General features: G+C 66.8%; 23 protein-coding genes. 14 read left to right on the plus strand and 9 right to left on the minus strand.

All coding sequences use genetic code 11. The annotated features are described in order from the left end of the window. Positions 1-317: 317 nt before the first annotated feature. From AB4Z47_RS29230 to AB4Z47_RS29240, 3 genes are all read right to left on the minus strand, one after another. Complete coding sequence (locus tag AB4Z47_RS29230) at positions 318-1,088, minus strand: glycerophosphodiester phosphodiesterase (protein WP_441955689.1); 771 nt, start codon at positions 1,086-1,088, stop codon at positions 318-320. Continuing rightward, the gene (locus AB4Z47_RS29235) at positions 1,085-2,080 is read right to left on the minus strand and encodes a DUF4328 domain-containing protein (RefSeq protein ID WP_441955691.1); all 996 of its coding nucleotides are present in this window, start codon (positions 2,078-2,080) and stop codon (positions 1,085-1,087) included. Before AB4Z47_RS29235 ends, AB4Z47_RS29230 begins: the two co-directional genes overlap by 4 nt. Positions 2,081-2,162: 82 nt before the next feature. Further along, positions 2,163-2,534: a rhodanese-like domain-containing protein gene (locus tag AB4Z47_RS29240; RefSeq protein ID WP_441955692.1), complete on the minus strand. Its 372-nt coding sequence runs from the start codon at positions 2,532-2,534 to the stop codon at positions 2,163-2,165. A 494-nt stretch (positions 2,535-3,028) separates the two neighbouring features. Here AB4Z47_RS29240 and AB4Z47_RS29245 point away from each other — a divergent pair, with 494 nt between their 5' ends. Then, positions 3,029-3,640 (plus strand): hypothetical protein, encoded by a 612-nt coding sequence (locus tag AB4Z47_RS29245; protein ID WP_441955694.1) that lies wholly within the window; start codon positions 3,029-3,031, stop codon positions 3,638-3,640. A gap of 64 nt (positions 3,641-3,704) precedes the next feature. On the opposite strand, the gene msrA is transcribed toward AB4Z47_RS29245, so the two are convergent. Then, complete coding sequence (msrA, locus tag AB4Z47_RS29250; protein WP_441955696.1) at positions 3,705-4,385, minus strand: peptide-methionine (S)-S-oxide reductase MsrA; 681 nt, start codon at positions 4,383-4,385, stop codon at positions 3,705-3,707. A gap of 188 nt (positions 4,386-4,573) precedes the next feature. Between msrA and AB4Z47_RS29255 the strand changes: the two genes are divergently transcribed. From AB4Z47_RS29255 to AB4Z47_RS29265, 3 genes are all read left to right on the plus strand, one after another. Beyond that, positions 4,574-5,197, plus strand: coding sequence for a superoxide dismutase (locus AB4Z47_RS29255; protein ID WP_441955698.1), 624 nt, complete (start codon positions 4,574-4,576; stop codon positions 5,195-5,197). Positions 5,198-5,506: 309 nt separating this feature from the next. After that, entirely contained in the window at positions 5,507-6,034 is a 528-nt protein-coding gene (locus AB4Z47_RS29260) for a peptidase (protein ID WP_441955700.1), read from the plus strand. A gap of 293 nt (positions 6,035-6,327) precedes the next feature. Beyond that, positions 6,328-7,083, plus strand: coding sequence for a TMEM165/GDT1 family protein (locus tag AB4Z47_RS29265; RefSeq protein WP_441955702.1), 756 nt, complete (start codon positions 6,328-6,330; stop codon positions 7,081-7,083). Positions 7,084-7,208: 125 nt separating this feature from the next. On the opposite strand, the gene AB4Z47_RS29270 is transcribed toward AB4Z47_RS29265, so the two are convergent. Continuing rightward, entirely contained in the window at positions 7,209-7,910 is a 702-nt protein-coding gene (locus AB4Z47_RS29270) for a TetR/AcrR family transcriptional regulator (protein ID WP_441955704.1), read from the minus strand. Between the two features lie 192 nt (positions 7,911-8,102). On the opposite strand from AB4Z47_RS29270, the gene AB4Z47_RS29275 reads away from it, so the two are divergent. Continuing rightward, positions 8,103-8,870 (plus strand): SDR family NAD(P)-dependent oxidoreductase, encoded by a 768-nt coding sequence (locus AB4Z47_RS29275; RefSeq protein ID WP_441955706.1) that lies wholly within the window; start codon positions 8,103-8,105, stop codon positions 8,868-8,870. Positions 8,871-8,932: 62 nt separating this feature from the next. Here AB4Z47_RS29275 and AB4Z47_RS29280 read toward each other — a convergent pair whose 3' ends face one another. The 3 genes from AB4Z47_RS29280 to AB4Z47_RS29290 all read right to left on the minus strand — a co-directional run bounded on the left by AB4Z47_RS29280 (position 8,933) and on the right by AB4Z47_RS29290 (position 13,624). Beyond that, complete coding sequence (locus AB4Z47_RS29280; RefSeq protein WP_441955708.1) at positions 8,933-9,751, minus strand: class I SAM-dependent methyltransferase; 819 nt, start codon at positions 9,749-9,751, stop codon at positions 8,933-8,935. A 280-nt stretch (positions 9,752-10,031) separates the two neighbouring features. After that, a complete protein-coding gene (gene htpG / locus AB4Z47_RS29285) occupies positions 10,032-11,990 on the minus strand; it encodes a molecular chaperone HtpG (RefSeq protein ID WP_441955710.1) in 1,959 nt (652 codons plus the stop codon). Further along, positions 11,987-13,624 carry a TM0106 family RecB-like putative nuclease gene (locus AB4Z47_RS29290; RefSeq protein ID WP_441955737.1) on the minus strand — a complete coding sequence of 546 codons (1,638 nt, stop codon included), beginning with the start codon at positions 13,622-13,624 and terminating at the stop codon, positions 11,987-11,989. Before AB4Z47_RS29290 ends, htpG begins: the two co-directional genes overlap by 4 nt. A 221-nt stretch (positions 13,625-13,845) precedes the next feature. Here AB4Z47_RS29290 and AB4Z47_RS29295 point away from each other — a divergent pair, with 221 nt between their 5' ends. The 9 genes from AB4Z47_RS29295 to rraA all read left to right on the plus strand — a co-directional run bounded on the left by AB4Z47_RS29295 (position 13,846) and on the right by rraA (position 19,337). Next, the gene (locus tag AB4Z47_RS29295) at positions 13,846-14,490 is read left to right on the plus strand and encodes a DUF6474 family protein (RefSeq protein ID WP_441955712.1); all 645 of its coding nucleotides are present in this window, start codon (positions 13,846-13,848) and stop codon (positions 14,488-14,490) included. A gap of 11 nt (positions 14,491-14,501) precedes the next feature. After that, positions 14,502-15,023, plus strand: a complete 522-nt coding sequence (locus AB4Z47_RS29300; protein ID WP_441955713.1) for a hypothetical protein — start codon at positions 14,502-14,504, stop codon at positions 15,021-15,023. Between the two features lie 37 nt (positions 15,024-15,060). Then, positions 15,061-15,720 carry a YcnI family copper-binding membrane protein gene (locus AB4Z47_RS29305; protein WP_441955715.1) on the plus strand — a complete coding sequence of 220 codons (660 nt, stop codon included), beginning with the start codon at positions 15,061-15,063 and terminating at the stop codon, positions 15,718-15,720. A gap of 23 nt (positions 15,721-15,743) precedes the next feature. Then, on the plus strand, positions 15,744-16,259 hold the full coding sequence (locus AB4Z47_RS29310; RefSeq protein ID WP_441955739.1) for a copper resistance CopC family protein: 516 nt from the start codon (positions 15,744-15,746) through the stop codon (positions 16,257-16,259). Continuing rightward, complete coding sequence (locus tag AB4Z47_RS29315; RefSeq protein WP_441955717.1) at positions 16,256-17,218, plus strand: copper resistance D family protein; 963 nt, start codon at positions 16,256-16,258, stop codon at positions 17,216-17,218. The genes AB4Z47_RS29310 and AB4Z47_RS29315 overlap by 4 nt, the downstream gene beginning before the upstream one ends. A gap of 37 nt (positions 17,219-17,255) precedes the next feature. Continuing rightward, positions 17,256-17,711 (plus strand): SRPBCC family protein, encoded by a 456-nt coding sequence (locus tag AB4Z47_RS29320; protein WP_441955719.1) that lies wholly within the window; start codon positions 17,256-17,258, stop codon positions 17,709-17,711. Positions 17,712-17,769: 58 nt separating this feature from the next. Next, complete coding sequence (locus tag AB4Z47_RS29325) at positions 17,770-18,144, plus strand: DUF5313 family protein (protein WP_441955721.1); 375 nt, start codon at positions 17,770-17,772, stop codon at positions 18,142-18,144. A gap of 59 nt (positions 18,145-18,203) precedes the next feature. Continuing rightward, positions 18,204-18,569, plus strand: coding sequence for a DUF5313 family protein (locus tag AB4Z47_RS29330; protein ID WP_441955723.1), 366 nt, complete (start codon positions 18,204-18,206; stop codon positions 18,567-18,569). 279 nt (positions 18,570-18,848) lie between these two features. Next, positions 18,849-19,337, plus strand: coding sequence for a ribonuclease E activity regulator RraA (rraA, locus tag AB4Z47_RS29335; protein WP_441955725.1), 489 nt, complete (start codon positions 18,849-18,851; stop codon positions 19,335-19,337). Positions 19,338-19,414: 77 nt separating this feature from the next. Here rraA and AB4Z47_RS29340 read toward each other — a convergent pair whose 3' ends face one another. Next, positions 19,415-19,633 (minus strand): RNA-binding S4 domain-containing protein, encoded by a 219-nt coding sequence (locus AB4Z47_RS29340; protein WP_040772585.1) that lies wholly within the window; start codon positions 19,631-19,633, stop codon positions 19,415-19,417. Positions 19,634-19,753 lie beyond the last annotated feature (120 nt).

The following is a 19,753-nucleotide window of genomic DNA, read 5'->3' on the forward strand; positions in this document are numbered from 1 at the left end:
AGACACGAGCGGGGGCACCAACAAGCAATACACAGTCCCGGCCCACACAAAACAGCAATCACCCAGGTGCCTGCGTTGAACCGCGACCGCGGCACCGACCGTTTGCGACTGGCTCGAATGAACAGAGGACAAGCAGTTGTCGCTCGCGAGTTCATCACGGACACGGCGGCCACCCGGACACGAGCGGGGTCACCAACAAGCAGTGCACTGTCTCGCTCCGCTCAGAACGGGAGTGCCGCCGATGCGATTGTGTGCGGCACTAGCAGTCGGATCTGGGAAGTACGCGCGACGGGCCCCGTGGCCGTGTGTAACCCGGTTCAGGCGGCGCTGAGCAGTGACTTGGTGCGTCCGGGGTGGTTGGTGGCGATCCAGCTGACGCCGAGGTCGGCGCACAACTGGACGTCGCCGGGGTCGTCGACGGTCCAGCAGTAGGTGGCGCGTCCCGCGGCGGCGGCCTTGTCGACCAGGTCGGGGTGCTCGCGCAGCGTCTTCACCGACGGGCCTACGGCGGTCGCGCCGACCGTCGTAGCGGCCGATCCACCCAGGTAGCGCGACGATTCGCCGAGCAGCACGGTGGGCAGCAGCGGCGCGGCGCGGCGGATCCGCCAGACCGCGGTGGCCGCGAAGGACATGACTACGGCGCGGGAGTGGTCGGCCGAGGCGGGAGTGGCGATGCCGAATCGCTGGAGTTCGGCGAGCAGCTTGTTCTCCACCAGCGCCCCGTAGCGGACCGGGTGCTTGGTCTCGATGAACAACTTTGTCGGCCTGCTGCGCCAGTCCAGCACCAGGCCGATCAGCTCGCCGAGGGTCAGCACCGTAGCGCGCTCGCCGTCGCGACCGCCGAAGTCGAGTGCTTGCAGTTCGTCCAGGGTCATCTCGCTGACCAGCCCGGTGCCCGAGGAGGTCCGGTCCACGGTGCGGTCGTGCACACACACCAGATGCCCGTCACGGGTCAGTCGGACGTCGCATTCGACGCCGTCGGCGCCCTCTTGGAGCGCCAGCTCGTAGGCGGCGAGCGTGTGCTCGGGGCGCGCCGCCGAGGCGCCTCGATGCGCGACGACGAACGGCGCGCGACTGCCCTGGCTCACTTGGCCACAACCTCCTCCTGCTCACGGTCCACAGCACCGTTGGCCTCGTCCGCGGGGGTGTCGGTCGCCGCGGCTCGCGCGGTATCGGCTTCCCGGTTCCCGCCGCCGGGATGTACCGGCTCGATCACAGGCACGGCGGGATCGACCGCGATCAACCATCGGCGCGCGGTCCGGCCGCGACCGAGCAGATCATGCCCATCGATTGTCCGCAGCACCCACAACGTCAGCAACGCGACGCCGAGGGCCACTGCGTCGGTGAATGCGGTGAACATCACCCCGTCCGCCATGACCTGCAGCGAATCCGCTGTTCGCCACAGCAGTGCGGCCATCGCGACGACGCCACCGAACACCCAGGTCACCCACCAGATCTGGACCGCGCGGATGGCGCGCGGGTCACCGCGCCGGGCGACGACCTCGGTAAGGAAGATTCCTGGCCACAGCAGGTTGACCACCGGAACGAGGCAACCGAGCGCGAGGGCTCGCCGTGAGCGCGGGTCGCGCCGGCCGGCTTCCGCATAGGTCACCCGCCTGGTCTCGATCAGCCAGCCGAGCACGGCCACCGCCGTCACCAGCGCGAGTACGAGCGCGAGCACGGCGGAGCCTGTGACGAACGCGTCGGAGCAGAACAGCACGGCGGGATGAATCAGGCGGGTCCGGTTACGCAGCAGGATCAGATAGCGCACCAGCTCGGCCACCGCGGCGACGGCGAACACGACCGCCGTCGCGACCAGCAGTTTGGTCGCCGAGTCCGTCAGCCGGCCGAACGGGCGGGACGGCGCGGTGGTGGCCTGCGCCGGCGGGTCGATCAGTCCCCAGCGCGGGGGCTGCGTGTAACGGGGCGTCTCCGTCCGAGCTGCGGAGCGCGCGGGTTGCACCCGGCGGGCACGTTGGTCGGGTCTACGCGCAACCCATCGGTAGTTGCGCCGGTCGGCGGGAGCATCGATCGGCGCGGGCGAGAGCAGCACGCCTCGGCAGCGCGGGCACCAGTGCATCGGCGAACCTTGCACGGCCCAGCGCGCGCCGCAGCGCGCACAAGGTTGTACCACCGTACTCACCGCGCACCTCGTTCTTTCGTCAGTAGATCTTCGCCTGGTGGTCGCCTTCCGCGACCAGGGGGCGCCCTGCGTGCTGCCATGCCACCATGCCACCGCGAACCTGGATGGCGTCGAAGCCGATATGAGTGAGGTATTCGACCACCTGGAGCGACCGGCCGCCTTGCCTGCAGACAACGTAGAGATCGGTGTCGTACTCCAGCTCGTCGAGCCGGGCGGGCACGTCGACCATCGGGATGTGGATCGCGCCTGGCGCGTGCCCGAGCTGCCACTCGTCGTCCTCGCGGACGTCGAGCAGTATTGGTCGCGAAGTGTCGGCCGACGCGGGCACGCTGCCGTCGAAATCGGCAGGCACATCCTCCACCGCGACCGACGGAACGTGGGGGCTCGTCACAGTTTCGATCCTGCCATGGGTGGCGGGCTGCCGTGGAGTTCCGGGGCGGGGCAGAGGACTCGACCGCGACCCGCGACATCAGGTATGGTTTGTCCCCGGAACGTGACCGCGGCCCCGCTGTGTTGCTGGTTGTGCATAGGCCGGTCGAAGTTATCCACATAATCCACAACCTGATCCACAGGGTCAACTATCGGGCAGAACACACCCACGGTCTGCGGCTATCAAGCAACTGATCGGTTACCCGACCTCCGCCTCGGAACTCCAGGTGCACCGGAGTGCCCCTGTCGAAGCGAGTGATGCGAATGACCGATCCGGGACTCCCCTCCTTATCCATCCCGGAGCGGCCATTCGTCACCCACCTCGGAACCTGCAGCGATGGAGGCTCCGATACCTACTTGGACGGGACCGGGCCGCGTTCGGTTCCATGCGGAACGCGAAACGGACGAGAATATGAAATACCCGGCGCAAGCAGTGGTGGTCGGTAGCCTGAAGACATGGACGTGAGCAGGGGGCTACTCGGCGGAATGGACACAGCCGGCCTCAATGTCGCGTTGTCCGAGGCCGCGTGTCTCGGTCTCGCGGTGGACGAGGCGGCCAATCGGCTACAACTCGACCTCGAGGTGCTGACGCTTCCGGAGAACGGAACGGCATCCGACGATTACCGGGTCCAGGTGGCATTCACCGGCGTGAGCCGGGTCGCCGCGTCACTGCGAGTACAGCACTGGGACGATATGGAACCACGGGTGCTGCCGCTGCAACTGGACGGCCTGGGCGAAGCGATCCGCAGCTTCGACGGGGGGCGGCTGCACGGCTGGGAATTCATCGACGTCGATGACAGTGGCTGGGCCCTGTGGAGTGAGCTGCTCAGCTTTGATACCGAGATCGGCGGTCACAGCTCCACCCATGTGCTGGAGTTCTCTCAGGAAGAGGGCATCGATCCGCGCGAACTCGACGTGCGAGTGTGGTTCGACGACATCACCATCCACGATTCGCTGGGTAAGCAGATCCCGCTGCCGGATTTCATCGAAGGCGGCGCGCGCTGGTGGAAAGCGCACGACGCGGGCGACCCGCGCGCAACCCGCCCCGGCATCGCTCCTCCGCTGTAACAGCCGACGCCGAAACGCCTATGCGGACCGCATGGGCGATTCTCGTTTCCCTGAATTCGGAACGTCAGGCACCCGCGCCCACCGGGCAGCTCACGCCGGTGGCATGGACCGGGCAGTATCCGCCCGGGTTTTTCGCCAGATACTGCTGGTGGTAGCCCTCGGCGTAGTAGAAGCCCGACAACTCGGGCAGCGGCACGATCTGTGTGGTGATCTCGCCGTATCCGGCCTCGGCCAGACGCTTGCCGAAAAACTCCTCGGTCGAGCGGGCGACCTCGACCTGCTCGGCGTCGAGAGTGAAGATGGCAGAACGGTATTGGGTACCGCGGTCGTTGCCTTGGCGCATACCCTGGGTGGGATCGTGGTTCTCCCAGAAGTATTTGAGGATGCCCGCGTAGTCGATCACCGCAGGATCGAACGCGACGAGCACGGATTCCGTGTGCCCTGTCCGCCCGCTGCACACCTCTTCATAGGTGGGATTCGGCGTGTATCCGCCGACATAGCCGACCGCTGTCGTGTAGACCCCGTCGAGCTCCCAGAACCCCTTTTCCGCGCCCCAGAAACATCCCATGGCGACGACGGCAATCTGTATGTCCTCCGAAAACGGTGGATGTATCGGGTGACCGTTCACAAAATGGGTATCCGGCACCAGAAGCGGTTCGGCCCGGCCCGGCAGCGCCTGCTCCGGGGTGACGAGAGCGGGCTCGGGAAGTCTGACGCGCCCTACTAGTTCGTCGTACCACGACATGGTTCGATGCTACGCGTGCGGTTCCTGTGGTGCCGATGTTCATGTTGTGACGGTGTGCGACCCGCCTACTGCGCGGCGTCACCGGAATGCGGGGGCGTCAGGCCAGGTTGGAACCGATCGGGTGTACGAATGATGGCTGGGTGTGCTCGGAACTCCGTGCACACCCGGCCCGACTAGGAAGGGACATCGTGGCTGAGTACACGCTGCCAGATCTGGACTACGACTACAGCGCCCTGGAGCCCCACATCTCCGGGCAGATCAACGAGATTCATCATTCCAAGCACCACGCCGCTTACGTCGCCGGTGTGAACACCGCGTTGGAGAAGTTGGAAGCCGCCCGCGAGGCCGGCGATCACGGCGCGATCTTCCTGCACGAGAAGAACCTCGCGTTCCACCTCGGTGGGCATGTCAACCACTCCATCTGGTGGAAGAACCTCTCCCCCAACGGCGGTGACAAGCCGGTCGGCGAGCTCGCCGCGGCGATCGACGACCAGTTCGGTTCGTTCGACAAGTTCCGCGCACAATTTTCCGCCGCGGCCAACGGTCTGCAGGGCTCCGGTTGGGCCGTGCTCGGCTTCGATACCCTCGGACAGAAGCTGCTGACCTTCCAGCTCTACGACCAGCAGGCCAACGTCCCGCTCGGCATCATCCCGCTGCTGCAGGTCGACATGTGGGAGCACGCCTTCTACCTGCAGTACAAGAACGTCAAGGCGGACTACGTCACCGCGTTCTGGAACGTCGTCAACTGGGCCGACGTCCAGGATCGCTTCGCCAAGGCGACCACTCAGGCCAAGGGCCTCATCTTCGGCTGAGCCGTTCGGCACCGGCATCGGGTCCGCGAATCCGCCGCTCCGCGCGCGGCTCGGGTTCGCGGGCCCGTGCTGTGTCCCGCGCCCGAACGGGCGTCTGCGGAGCGCACACTCGGGCCGCCGAGCGATCGGGTTCGGCCGGGTATGGGTCGAATCCGTCCGGTGTGCAGCAAGATTGCTCCTCGGGCCGCCGCCTACCGTCCAATTGGCACTCTTTGGTACTTGTGTGCCAGGTGACTTGTGGTTCATATTTTGGATCCACAGTAAAGACGACGGGCAAGGCAGCCCCCGGTGTCACGACGGGAGGCAGAAATGCGCACCAACGAACCGATCGGCATCACGCCGTTCCACTCGCGCGGATCGCTGCGAGGTTTCGTCATCTCCGGCCGCTGGCCGGACACCACCAAGGAATGGGCGCAGGTGCTCGTGCTGGCTGTGCGCGTAGCCACACTGCCTGGATTACTGGCGACCTCGACGGTCTTCGGCGTGCGCGAGGAGCTGCCGGACGATCCGGCACCCGGCACAGTCGGACTGGTACTGGCCGAAGGTCCCGTGCTCGGCGCGGAAGCCGTGGAGCCCGGTCGGTTTGCCGAGCATGTGCCGCCCGCCCTCCTGATGCTGCATCCTCCGTCCGAAACCCGCCCGTCGCTGCCCGAGTGCGCGGGCGTGGCATCCGGCTGCGTCCTGCTGCCCGGCGTGCCGCATCTCGGGCTGGAGCACCGCGCCGCTTGGGCCGAGACGGAGTCCGACGGCACGGTCACCTCGCTGGTCAGCCGGGTCGGCCTCGACCCGATCAGCGATCCCGACACCGCGGTTCTGGCTATGCTGCTCGCCGCGTGAGGGCAACCGAAACTCTCGCCATGGGTCGCCAAACTTATTGTGCGCATAGCGATTTCGATTACAACGACTTGGCAACGCAACTCCGGCCGGGTAGGGTCGATAGCAGCGAAGGGGAGTAGCCCCCAATCACACAGTCGACATACTGACCCACTACCCCGCCAGGGTCCGGGTCCGGTTGTGTGAACCGGTATCTGATCGGTGGGCGAGACCTTCGGCCTGGACAACTATTTCGTTGTCGGCCGGAGGAAGACCGAGAACTCCGACCGACGGGCCGGAGACCGGGAGCCGCCAACATGATCGCCACCATATTGCTGAGTATCGGCATCGTCTTTCTCGCCGAACTGGGCGACAAATCCCAGCTGATGGCGCTGACATTCGCGCTGCGGTATCGCTGGTGGGTGGTGCTCGGCGGCATCGCGACGGCCACCGCCGCAGTGCACCTGATCTCGGTCGGCGTCGGTTACTTCCTCGGCGCCGCGCTGCCCACGAGAGCGATCTCGCTGATCGCCGCGATTACCTTCCTTGCCGTCGGCCTGTGGACGCTACGCGAGCACTTCGGCGCCGCCGCGGACGGCGAACCCGAGCCGAAGACCCTGCGGACCAACACCGCACCGTTCTTCGTGGTGCTCTCCGCGTTCTTGCTCGCCGAGTTGGGCGACCGGACCATGTTCGCCACCGCCGCGCTGGCCACCGACTACGACTGGGTCGGCGTGTGGCTCGGCTCGACCATCGGTATGGTCGCCGCCGACGCGCTCGCCATCGCGGTCGGCATCCTGGTCGGCAAGCATCTGCCCGAGCGTGCCATCGGCATCGGGTCGGGCTTGCTTTTCCTCTACTTCGGCGCGGCGACCCTGCTCGGAGCGGCGGCACCGGCTGTGGACAGGCTGATTATCGCAGCCGTGGCCATTGCCGTACCGGCGGTGGCCATCGGAGTGCTACTGACGCGCAGGGCGATCGCAGGCCAGCAGTCCCGAGTCGGCGAACCGGGGAAGATCACGGAGCCTGCGCAGCTCGCAGCCGATCGGTCGTGTGGACAACGCGGTCGTTGACCCCGGTGACGAATCCCGTCCGCGGCGCCGGCTTCGTCGAGCGCGACGAGAACGCGATGCCGGTCATCGGGGTCGCTGTCGGCCGACCGCACAGGCCGTCCAGTCGCCGCGGGGCACTTGCCTGATCACTCTCGCTGGCGGTCGGACGGGCTCCGGCGGAGCGCGTGGTCGACCACCGCGCACCCGTACAGCTCGCCACCTCCACGCACCAGGTCGAGCAGAGGTTCCCGCAGCGCCAGCAGACCGTCTGGATCACCGGCCGCAATGCGAGCGGTCACCATCGCGCCGATCGCGGCGGCAAGCGCTTGACAGGCGAAGCGCTGCTGCTCGGTCCGCGCGTCGAGCACCCCCGCGATCAAGCCGACGAACAGCTCCTGGAGCTGGGCACGGCGCGAGATCGCCGCGGACCCCACCGCGAAGACTTCGACCAGGAACAGCCGCGCGCTGGCCGGGTCGTCGATCAGATGTTGGAGATAGGCGCGGAAGATCCGGTCCATTCGCGCCATGGCATCCCACTCCTTCGACGCGGCGGAATCCTCTTCTCCCCCGTTCGCATCGGCGATTCGGTCGAGCAGCATCTGTACCGCACGTTCGTAGGCCGCGTCGAAACAGTGCTCCTTGGAACGGAATTGCTCGTAGAAAGTCTCCCGGGACACCCCCGCCCGTTTCAGGATCGCCGCGACCGACGTTCCGACATAACCATTTTCGGCCATCGCCTGTGCCGTCGCGATCAGAATCCGCTCGCGCTGCGAGGCGATCACCAGCTCCCGCGGCAGGCCGTGCCTGCCACGAGGGAGTTGGTGTGCGCTGGTGGCCGATTCGGTCATGCGGTGACTCCGGTGTTCGGTCGGTCTCGGCTGGCCGTTCCATTCTGCGGTACCACCGTCGAACATTCTCGTTCGCAAACGGTGTGCCAAGGGTGCCCCGGTGAGAGGGAGCCATGCTGGGCCTCTCATGTGAGACCGGTTAGGGTGCCATTGGCAAAGGGCCAACTGGCTGTCACGAACGAGAGGACCATCGTGGAGATTTCGGGTTCCGCCGCTATTGTCACCGGAGGTGCGTCCGGCCTCGGCGCTGCCACCGCCAAGCGTTTCGCCGAGCTCGGCGCCACCGTCTTCGGACTTGATGTGCCGCAGTCGATCGAGCGCGCCGGCGACAACGTGCCCGCCGGGGTCACCTTGCTCCCAGCCGATGTGACCAGCAACGACGAGGTCGGCGCTGCGGTCGCGAAGATCGTCGAGTCCGGCGCGCCGCTGCGCATCGTGGTCAACTGCGCCGGTGTCGGCTGGGCAGGCCGCATCCTGTCCAAGAACGGCCCGCACGACCTGGAACTGTTCCGCACGGTCATCACCGTCAACCTGCTCGGCACGTTCAACGTCATGCGGCTGGCCGCCGACGCGATCGCCAAGACCGACGCTGTCGACGAATACGGCCAGCGCGGCGTCATCATCAATACCGCATCGGTCGCCGCGTTCGAGGGTCAGATCGGCCAGATCGCGTACTCGGCCTCCAAGGGCGGCGTGCACGGCATGACCGTTCCCGCCGCGCGCGACCTTGCCCAGTTCGGCATCCGCGTGAACACCATCGCCCCTGGCATCATCGACACCCCGATGCTGGCCGGCGTCACCGCGGAGTACCGCAAGGGCCTCGAGGCCGGCGTTCCCTTCCCGTCCCGCCTCGGCCGTCCGGACGAGTACGCGCAGCTGTCGCAATACATCGTCGAGCACGACTACCTGAACGGCGAGACCATCCGCATGGACGGCGCGCTGCGCATGGCCCCGCGGTAATTCCGCGCCGACGCAGCGACTGCGCATGATCCTTCCTCGGAAGAGCGTGCGCAGTTCTCGTCTCAGCCCTCCGGCTTGTGCCCGATGCCGAGATACGCGGTGGTGGACAGCGGACAGTTCGGCCAGTAATTCGCCACGAGGAAGGCCTTCATCAACGTCGCCCGCTCGGCCCAGACCTCCGGCCCGACGCTGTGGCGCATGAGTTCCAGCGGCGCGCTGCTGCGCACCATGGTCTCCCACATCTCGTCGGGGCTGCCGAAGGTGAGCGCGATCGAATGCCGCTGGATCGAGACGGCTTCGAACCCTGCGCCGCGCATCTCGGATTCGAAGACCTGCGGGTTCTCCAGGCTCAGGAAGTTGGGCTGCGGCTCGTGGATGTTCGGATCGGCGGCAGCGAGAGCGCCGAACATCATCCGCATCAGCGGCGACTCCACAACCGGCGCCCAGCTCGACACCACCGCCGTGCCGCCCGGCCGCAGCACCCGATACAGCTCGGCGAACCCTTTGGCGCGCTCCGGGAAGAACATCAGCCCGAACATCGAGAATCCGGCGTCGAACCGGTCACCGGCGAACGGCAGCGCCTGCCCGTCCCCCACCTGCGCCGCGATGTTCGTCAGCCCGGCGGCCGCCGCGTTTTCCGCGAGCCGCGCGATCATCGTCTCGGAGAAATCGATGGCCTCGACCCATGCCACGTGGTCGGCTGCCAGCAGGCTGAGCGTGCCAGGTCCGGCGGCGACGTCCACGACCTGCGAAACCGGCGACAGCGAGGCGAACCCGAGCGCACGCGCGGAGAACGGCTGCATGACGGTGGGGGCGAACTCGGCGTATCGGTCGGCGACGAGATCCCACGGCTCGGCGACGGCAAGCGGGTTTCCGGACATCCTGTGACGATCCTTTCGATCGTCCAAATCCTAACCGTGCCACACCGGTACCAGCGCCCCAGTTCCGCGAATATCGCTGTGCACGAAGGGAGTCCAACCGAACCCAAGCTTTGACACCTCGAGTGGCAAGCAGATATCCCCCGCCGAACGAGTACCGGGGATAAGCGTCCGTACCCCTGGTATGCACCGATGCCGCCCGGACAACCGCAGGGTTATGAAGTGGCTCCGTCGACATGCCGCGACCGGGGGCCATCGTCGATGGCCCCCGGTCGTAGGCGACTCAGAGCGTGCGGGTGAGCCGATCGGTGAGGATGTGTGCGAAGTGCGCCGGGTCCTTCAGCTCGCCGCCCTCGGCCAGCACCGCCGTGCCGTAGAGCAGTTCGGCGGTTTCGGCCAGGTCGGTCGCGGTGCCGGCGTCGGCCTCGTCCTTCTTGGCCGAGTAGGCGTCGCGCAGGCCGGTAACCAGCGGGTGGGTCGGGTTGAGCTCCAGAATCCGCTTGGACTCCGGCAGCGCCTGGCCTGACGCTCGGTACATCCGCTCCAGCATCGGCGTGAAGTCGAAGACGTCGCCGACCAGGCAGGCGGGGGAGGTGGTGAGCCGGTTGGTCAGGCGGACCTCCTTCACGTTCTCCTCCAGTGCAGTGCCCAGCCAGGTGAGCACGTCGGAAAAGTCCTTGTCCTGCTGTTCGCGCAGCGCTTCGGAGGCCTTCTTCTCCTCCTCGGTCTCCAGGTCGACCTCGCCCTTGGCGATGGACTGGAAGGACTTGCCGTCGAACTCGGGCACCGAACCGACCCACATCTCGTCGACCGGGTCGGTGAGGATCAGCACCTCGCGGCCCTTGGCCTTGAACGCCTCGAGGTGCGGGGAGCTCTCGATCTGCTGGCGGGACTCGCCGGTCATGTAGTAGATCGTGTCCTGGCCCTCGGGAATCCGCTCCAGGTACTGCGCGAGCGTAGTCAACTCGGTCTCGGAGTTCGTCGAGGCGAACGAGGAGACCTGCAGGATGGTGTCACGGTTGTCGAAGTCCGACAGCAGTCCCTCCTTGAGGACGCGGCCGAATTCCTTCCAGAAGGTCTGGTAGTTCGTCTGGTCCTCGGCGCCCTGCAGGTCCTTGACCGTGGCGAGCACTTTCTTCACCAGCCGCTTGCGGATCATCTGGATCTGGCGGTCCTGCTGCAGGATCTCGCGAGAAACGTTCAGCGACAGGTCCTGCGCGTCGACCACACCCTTGACGAAACGCAGGTACTCCGGCATCAGCTCTTCGCAGTTGTCCATGATGAACACCCGCTTGACGTAGAGCTGCACGCCACGCTTGTGCTCCCGGGTGAACAGGTCGAACGGAGCATGCGACGGAATGAACAACAGGGCCTGATACTCGAAGGTGCCTTCGGCCTTCAGCGGGATGATCTCCAGCGGATCGTCCCAGCCGTGACTGACGTGCTTGTAGAACTCCTTGTACTCCTCGTCGCTGACCTCGCTCTTCGGGCGAGTCCACAGCGCCTTCATGGAGTTGAGGGTCTGATCCTCGAGGATCGTCGTTTCTTTCGCGTCCTCGCCTTCGCCCTCCTTGACGGTCCGCTCGACCTGCATACGGATCGGCCAAGCGATGAAGTCGGAGTACTTCTTGATGATCTCCCGGAGCTTCCACTCCTGGGTGTAGTCGAAGAGGTGGTCGTCCTCGTCGGCAGGCTTGAGGTGCAGCGACACCGCGGTGCCCTGCGGCGCTTCGTCCAAGGTTTCGATGGTGTAGGTCGAGCTGCCTGCGGCCGACTCCCAGCGTGTGGCCTCCGTCTCCCCCGCCCGCCGAGTGGTCAGGACGACCTTGTCGGCAACCATGAAGGTCGAGTAGAAGCCGATACCGAACTGGCCGATCAACTCCTCGGCCGCGGCCTCGGATTTGGCCTCGTTCAACTTCTTACGCAGCTCGGCGGTGCCCGACTTGGCGAGGGTGCCGATCAGGTCGACCACCTCGGCGCGCGACATACCGATGCCGTTGTCCCGCACGGTCAGGATCCGGTTGTCCTTGTCGACCTCCAGCTCAATGTGCAGGTCCGACGTGTCGACGTGCAGATCCTTGTCCTTGAAGGACTCCAGCCGCAGCTTGTCCAGGGCGTCGGAGGAGTTCGAGATCAGCTCCCGCAGGAAGGTGTCCTTGTTGGAGTAGACCGAATGGATCATCAGCTCGAGCAGCTGATGCGTCTCTGCCTGGAACTCGAGTTGTTCGACGTGCTCTGTCACGTGGCGATAGTACGACGACCGAAATCGGCGAGGCCAGGAACCTCCACGTCGGCTCTGCGTGTCATCCATTCGCGCAGCACCTGGGTGGCCCGGACGTCGTCCTCGTTGTACTCCAGTAACCGGGTGCGCTGGGTGAGATCGTGCGCGCCGTCGTAGCCTACGGCCAGCCGATACCAGCTCATCGACGCCTCCCCGCCTGCCTCCGGGTCGCGCCAGGCGAATCCGGCGACCGGCGCGATCTTCTTGAGCCCCTTGCCGTTCGGGCAGATGAACTGGTCCGAGACGGCCTGGAACATGTCCACCCACTGCGGCCCGTCCACGAATGCGCGCACCTGGTCCATGGTGGGCACGCCGGGACGGCCCGCGAACCGGCGCGCCGACTCGTACAGCCATTTGTCCTCGGCGGTGCGCGAATAGCAATAGGCGGCGAAGGTTTTCCCGGCCGCGGCGGTCTCGGCGCGCACCGTCATCAGCCAGGTCCAGAACTCGCCGAAGGAGCGGCCCTCGTCGTCGGTGGGCAGCGGATCCCAGGTGACGAACGGACGGTACACCCCGTCCAGCAGCGTCCCCCACAGATAGGCGCCGTACTCCTGAAAGCTCTCCAGATCGACGTCCACCTCGACGTCGGCCCGCCGCACCCGCACCGACTCGACCCTGCGGACCAACGGCGCGCCGGCGATCCAGGCCCGCGCGGTGACCACTGCCTCGTCGAACGGGCCGTGCTGCCAGTCCTCGGGGTCCGGATCGGACCAGGCGGCGAGATCGTCGATCGTCTCGACACCGTGTCTGCGCAGCACCTCGGCGCGCGAACCGGGCGCCACCAGGCTGACGTCGCGGCGTTCGATCAGCCAGTCTTCGCAACTCGGCCCCTCGATGCCGCGCTTCCACCACGGGCACTGCCTGCACTCGGGCACCTTCGACGGCACAGTCGGCAGCTCGCCGCGCACCACCGCGATCCGGTCGGCGTAGCGCCGGTCGTAGTCGGCGAGCAGCGGGCTGAGGTCGTGCACCAGGATGCGGTCGAAGTGGTAGCCGATAACGCCGCCGACCAGTGCGGGGCTGGCCAGGCCATGGCGCTGCAGCATCCGGTGGAGGTGGGCGAGACGCTGCTGGTCACGGGGCTGCGGGCGCAGTTTCCGGTGCGGATCCGGTTGCGGATGCCAGTGATACGGGTCCGACGTGGTCGGGTGGAAGTCGGCGGGCTCGGGCTGACGCGGATCGGTCACCTTGTGGTTCACCACGATGATCGGGATGTACCCGCCGCCGTCGGGATCGCGCAGGAGGATCTCGGAGCCGCCGCGTCTGCCGGTGTCGAGCTCCTGCGGCAGCAGACCTCCCCAGATCCGTTGCGCCCCTGCCGCGCACGCGCGCATCGTCGCCTCGGCGCGCTCGGCGGCGCGCAGTCCGGTATCGATCACCACCCAGGCATCGGGGGCGGCCGCGACCAGTGCGTCGCGCACCCTGCTGCGGTGTGCGGCGGCTGCTTCCCTGCGCTGGCGCACACCCGGATCATCCGAAATCCCTACCAGCGCCTCGGGATGGGCGGCGTCCAGATGCAGCCGATGTCGGCAGCCGATCAGCGCCCTGGCATCGATGAAGGCGCTCGGCGCGCCGGCGGGCCGACCGACGGCCATGCCGTTGCGCTTGCGACCATCTCGGTCACCGATGTCCGAATCCACGCTTAGCAGTATGGTCCCTCCCCCCGACAACTCCGCGAATCGAGGGTCACAGCCCGCACTACCCTCGTGGCTGTCACCATGGACCCGATAGGGTAACGGCAAACCGTGTGACATGGGCGGACGGCCTTCCCCGGCGTCGTACCGCCATGGCAAACCAGCATGACGGAGGGCCTTCGATGGGGTTGTTCACGAAGCGCAAGCGGCGGCCGAGCCGCAGGGCCGAGGCAAAAGCCCTCAAGCACAAGGCCGCGATCGAGGCCAGGCTCGCCGCGAAGAACGACCGCAAATCCCGCCGCGCCGAGGCGCGCACCCAGCGCAAAGTCGCCAAAGCGCAGATCGCCACGTTCCAGGCGGAGGAGAAGGCCGCGCTGAAGGTGGCCGCCAAGGCTGAGCGTGATCCGTTCAGCGCGAGCCAGGTCAAGAAGTACCTCGGTGTGGCTCGCGTCCTCATCCCGGTGCTTGCCCCGCTCGCCTATCGTGGCGCGACTTTCCTGCGCGGGAGGCTCGACACCCGCCGCGCCCAGCAGCTCGGAATCGGCGTCGAACAGCTCGGCGACTTCACCGGGCACGGCGCCAAGCTTCGGGCCAGGATCACGAATGCCGAAGCGGCGCTGGAGAAGGTCACCGCGCGGGACGGCAAGAACGAGGGGGAGGCGCAGAAGTTCGTCGCCACCACTCGAGACCGCTTAGGCAGTCTGACCGCCGCCGTACGCACCACCGAGCAACTGCCCACGGCACGCCGCCGCGCCGTGCATGCGTCGATCGCCCACGAGCTGTCCGGGATCGAGGCCGACGTCCTGGCCCGCCTCGGCGTGCGCTGACCGCCGTCGCGATGCCACCGCAACCGATCACCGGCCACCTGCGCGGTGGTCTGGTCGGTGCACTTGTCGGTGTGCTCGGCGTGGCCGCGCATGGTGCCGCGGGCTGCGGTTTCCCCAGTTCGACCGAGTTGACACTTGTTCTGCTGATCGCCGCCGCCGCGGGTTCGGCGGCGGGCGCCGTGTCGATGCGCCGGAATCCGGTCGTCGTGGTCGGATTGCTCGGGGCAGGTCAGCTGATGAGCCATGCCGCGCTATCCGGCCTGCTCGGGCACAAACACGCCGGGACCACGGAATCCGCGCTGCCGGCCGGATGGATGCTTGTCGCGCACGCCATCGCGACACTCGGCTGTGCGGCGCTGATCGTGCTCGCCGAGACGCTCTACACCATCGCCAGCACCGCGCTGTGCGCAATGCTCGCTTCGCCCCTGGCGCGAATCTTCGGCACCCCACACTGGTCCGATCCCGGCCTCCCCTCCTACCGCTTTCATCCGAACGGCTCGATCGGTCCCCGCGCGCCACCGGCGTCGGCCTGATACCCGACATCACTTTCCCTCGGACAGAAGGCTTTCCATGCACAGCTCGATTTCGCGCGCCGTCGGCACGTCGGCGGCCGCCGCAGGTCTCGTCCTGCTCACCTGTGGGACCGCCGCTGCGCACGTCACGGTGGACGTGCCCGGCGCAACCCAGGGCGGGTACGCAGTGGCCACGTTCCGGGTGCCGACCGAATCGGACACCGCGAGCACCACTGCGCTCACCATCACCCTTCCCAACCTGAAATCCGCTCGAACCGAACCGATTCCGGGTTGGTCGGCCAAGGTCGAACGCAACGCAACAGCGGAGATCACTGCGATCACCTGGATCGCGGACCCAGGAGCTCCCGGCATCGCGCCAGGTCAGTTTCAGCGTTTCGCGGTGTCCGTCGGCCCACTGCCCAAGCAGGACTCGGTCTCCTTTCCCGCCAAGCAGACCTATTCCGACGGCAAGGTGGTCAGCTGGGATCAGCCGGTCGGCCCAGACGGCGACGAACCCGAACACCCGGCGCCGTCGGCCACCCTTGCCGCGGCGAAGGAAAACGCGGAAGACGGACACCAGATGGACAGCACGGCCACGCGTGCCGGCGAGCACGACACCGACGACACCGCCCGCTGGCTCGCCGGCGTCGGCCTCGCGCTCGGACTGTTCGGCGTCGCACTCGGTCTGGGCAACGTGATTCGCGGGCGTCGGTCGTGACCCGCCGCCTGTTCACCGCCGTCATGGCGGGGGTGTTTCTGCTCGGATTCGGTGTCGCCGCGACCGGAGTCGCTTCCGCACATTCGACGCCGACCGGAAGCGTCCCGGACGACAACGCGACCGTCGACAGCGGCCCGGCGCGGGTCAGCATCACCTTCAACGAGGAACTGCAACCCAGCTTCCCGGCCCTGACCGTGGTCGGCCCGGACGGCAACCTGTGGTCCAAGGGCGATCCGGTCGTCGAAGGCAAGACGGTCAGCGTCACCGTGGGCGAGCTGGGTCCGGTCGGCGAGTACACCGTCGGCTATCGGGTGACCTCCGCCGACGGCCACCCGGTCAGCGGCAAGCGGCACTTCACGCTCAGCAAACCCGGTAGCGGGACGCCGGGTCCCAAGGCGAACGCGAAGACGGTCGACGGCGACGAGGACGGCTCGGGCGGGGTTCCGCTGTGGGTGTTCGTCCTCGGCGCGATCGTGCTGTTCGGCGGTGGGCTGGCGGTCGCGCTGTTCGGCGGCAGGAGCCGGAACCCCGAACGGTGAGCGCCAGGACGATCGGCGGCCCGGGTGGTGCGCGACGCAAGACCGCCCGGACACCATGGTTCTCGCCGCTGCTTGTCGCCGTGTCCGGGCTGGTCGGCGTGGCGCTCGCCTGGGCATTGAACTCGCAGCAAGCGCTGCCCGCAGAGGCCGTTGTGCGGGTCTTCGCCGACGGTGTCGGTGCCACCGTGCTCGGGCTGGCCGCGCTGCCCAGGGTGCAGCCCCGGCTGCGGACGCCGTGGCGGCTGCTCGCGGTGCTGGCCGGGATCTGGGCGAGCGCCGAATTCGCCGTGCTGGTCTTCGAGGCGGCCGAGGTCGTCGGCGTTCCGGCAACCGACCTCGGCGCAGGCCAGTTCGGCACCTACCTCGTCGATATCAGCGGCGGCCAGGTCGGCATCGCCATCCTGGTCGGCGTCGGCGTGGTGGCCTGCGGATCCGCGCTGGCCTTCCGGCGCCCGCGCTCCGCATCGCCCGACCTGGTGCTGGTGTTCGCTGCGGTCGTGCTGGCGCTTCGCCCGATCACCGGACACATGTCACAGCAGGCGTTCGGCTCGGTGCTCGCCGCGGTGCACGCGCTCGCGGCGGCGGCCTGGTTCGGGTTGCTGATCGCGCTGGCGCTGGTCGTACGGACGCGCGGCGAGTGGGCGGTCGCGCTGCCCAGGTATTCGGCGGCGGCGCTGCCCTTGGTGGCGATGGTAGCGGTGACCGGCCTGCTGAACGGGGTGATTCGAGTCGGCGGGATCACACCGTTCGTGACGACCGGCTACGGCAGGATCTTGCTCGCGAAGACCGTAGTGCTGATCGGGCTGTTCGCGCTCGGCTGGTGGTGGCGACGCACCTGGGTGCCGCGGGCCGCCGACCACCGGATGGACGCGGAGGCTTCACTGCGCCGCGCGGTCGTCGAGGCCGTCGTGATGGCGCTGGCCTTCGGGCTGGCCGCAACGCTGGCGGTCACCGCCTGATCGGATGACCATTATCGAAGCCGGTTACTGTTTCGGCATGACCGAAGTGAAGATCGTCGAGGATTGCGCAGCCTCGGCGGAGTCCGCGTTCGCATTCGTGAACGACTATCGGAATCTGCCGCGCTTCCTGCACGGCATCCAGTCCTTCACCCCGGTCGGCGAGCAGACCGAGGGGGTCGGCGCGACCTTCGACGGGCACATGAAGCTCGGGCCAGCCGCGCTGAAGTCACGGATCGAGGTGATCCGTTGGGAGCAGAGCTATGCCATCGCGGTGAAGTCGATCAAGGGCTTCGAGATCGAGTCCACCTTCTTGTTCCACACCAAGGGCGACGCCCTCTGCACCGTCGACGCGATCGTGGACTTCCGGGTGCCCGGCGGCCTGGCGGGTCGTGCGCTCGGCAAGACGATCGAACCGTTCGTGAAGATCGCCGTGCAGCACACAACGCACAACCTGGTCGCCCAGATCAAAGACTTCCATGCCTCGCGCGCGTAGCGCCGGCGCGATGTCAGCGCCGGTTGCGTGGGCGCTGACCGGCCAGGATGCTGGAACCATGACCTCGAGGCCCTCCTTCACCCAGCGCATCGGCTACATCTGTGGCCGCACGCTGCCGGACTCGATGTCGGAATGGGTGCGTCAGGACCTCGTCGGGCCCGGCGCGACGCGACGTTATCTGCTGCGCTTCCTGGTACCGATCATCCCGGTCCTCATGCTGTTCCTGTTGTTGCCGGGCCCGCTGTGGATGGGCTTGGCAATGATGGCGCTGCTGTATCTGCCACTGATCTATTTCACCGTAGCGCTGCTGTATGTCTACCGGCGCCATCGGCTGATCAAGCACGGCCTCGACCCAGCGCTGGCGGACGCCGATGCCCGCAGCCGAGCCGAGCACGAACGCCTTGATTACGAGCGCAGGCACGGACGCGGATGAGCGGGAAGCTCAGCGCCACAACCTAGCGGTGTCTTACATCACAGGCATAGCCTTGAGGCATGAAAACCCCCACGATAAGGCAGCGGATCGCCTACGATCTGGGCCGCGAACTCCCGGAGGAGCTGCACGAGTGGGTCATCCACGACCTCGTCGGACACGGGGCCATGGAGCGATATCTCGTCCGGTTTCTCGGGCCGGCCATCCCGTTCTTCGCCCTGGTATTGCTGTTTCCAGGGCCGATGCCGCTGAAGATCGGCTTGATCGTGATGATGATCGTCCCCTTGGTCGTCTTCACGGTCGCACTCAGCTACGTCTGGCGGCGCTTCCGCCTGGTCCAGCACGGATTGAGTGCGGATTTGGTGGACCACGGCAAGATTACCGACCACGATCGGGACCTCTACCAACTGCGCTACGGACATCGATAGGGCGAAATCGCCGAGCAGGAGCGCGCATACGGTGAGCAACCGCGCGCGAGGTTTGTTCGCGCAGACAATCGCGAGCGACGACTGAAACCGCACTCCTCCTACCTGACCCGCGACGCCAACCCCAGGAATTGCCGAATTCCATAACTGCCAGTCGCTCAACTGATTCGGACAATCACTTCCCCACGCACCCCAACGGCCCGAGGCTTACGAGCGTCCGTTCGCGGCCGGTTCGTGGGGGCCACAACTACGCCGTACTGCAGGCACGGCAAAATCGACACAGTGACCGAATCGCAGAATGTTGTCGCCACCGCCGACTTGGCCGATGAGATCGGCCCGGAGATCCGCAGCTGCGATACGCAGTTCCTCGAGTTCGGCGGACGCGAAGCGTTTTCCGGGCGAATCACCACCATTCGCTGCTTCCAGGACAACTTGCTGGTCAAGCAGACGCTAGCCGAGCAAGGCGAAGGCAAGGTGCTTGTGGTCGATGGCGGCGCGAGCGTGCACACCGCTCTGGTCGGCGACATTATCGCGGGGCGCGGCGTCGAGAACGGCTGGGCAGGCGTCATCGTCAACGGCGCGGTCCGCGACTCCGCCATCCTGCGCAGCCTGGACATCGGAATCAAGGCGCTGGGCACCAACCCGCGCAAGAGCACCCAGACCGGCAGCGGCGACCGCGATGTGCCGGTCGAATTCGGCGGTGTGACCTTCATTCCCGGCGACATGCTCTACAGCGACAACGACGGCGTCGTCGTACGCGCCGAGGACTGAGCCCATTCGTCGAGGCTCCCAGGTCCCTCCGTAGTCACGCGAGCTACCGCCTCCGGGGCCGTCGCTCGGGCGGCCGGTCAGCCCGACACCCTGGCCTTGTGACCCGCGAGGGCAACGACATCGCCGACGTGCAACTGTCGGCCGCGACGTAGCTCGACCTCGTCGTTCACCCGCACCAACCCGGCTGCGATCACCGTCTTGGCCTCCGAACCGGATTCGATCAGGTTGGCCAGCTTCAGAAACTGACCGAGCCGAATAACGTCGTCATCGATCGGCACATCGACTGGTTCTGACATGGGGTAAATACTTACTCCCCCACCCGGACTCACCGGACACCGCCCTGCACCCCCGGCGACCCGAGAGCAACATTCAACCGCGGCCGCATCCGTGGCCCACACCCGAATCCACAGCACGCC

The organism is Nocardia sp. 2TAF39, from assembly GCF_052114905.1.
Classification (GTDB): Bacteria; Actinomycetota; Actinomycetes; order Mycobacteriales; family Mycobacteriaceae; genus Nocardia.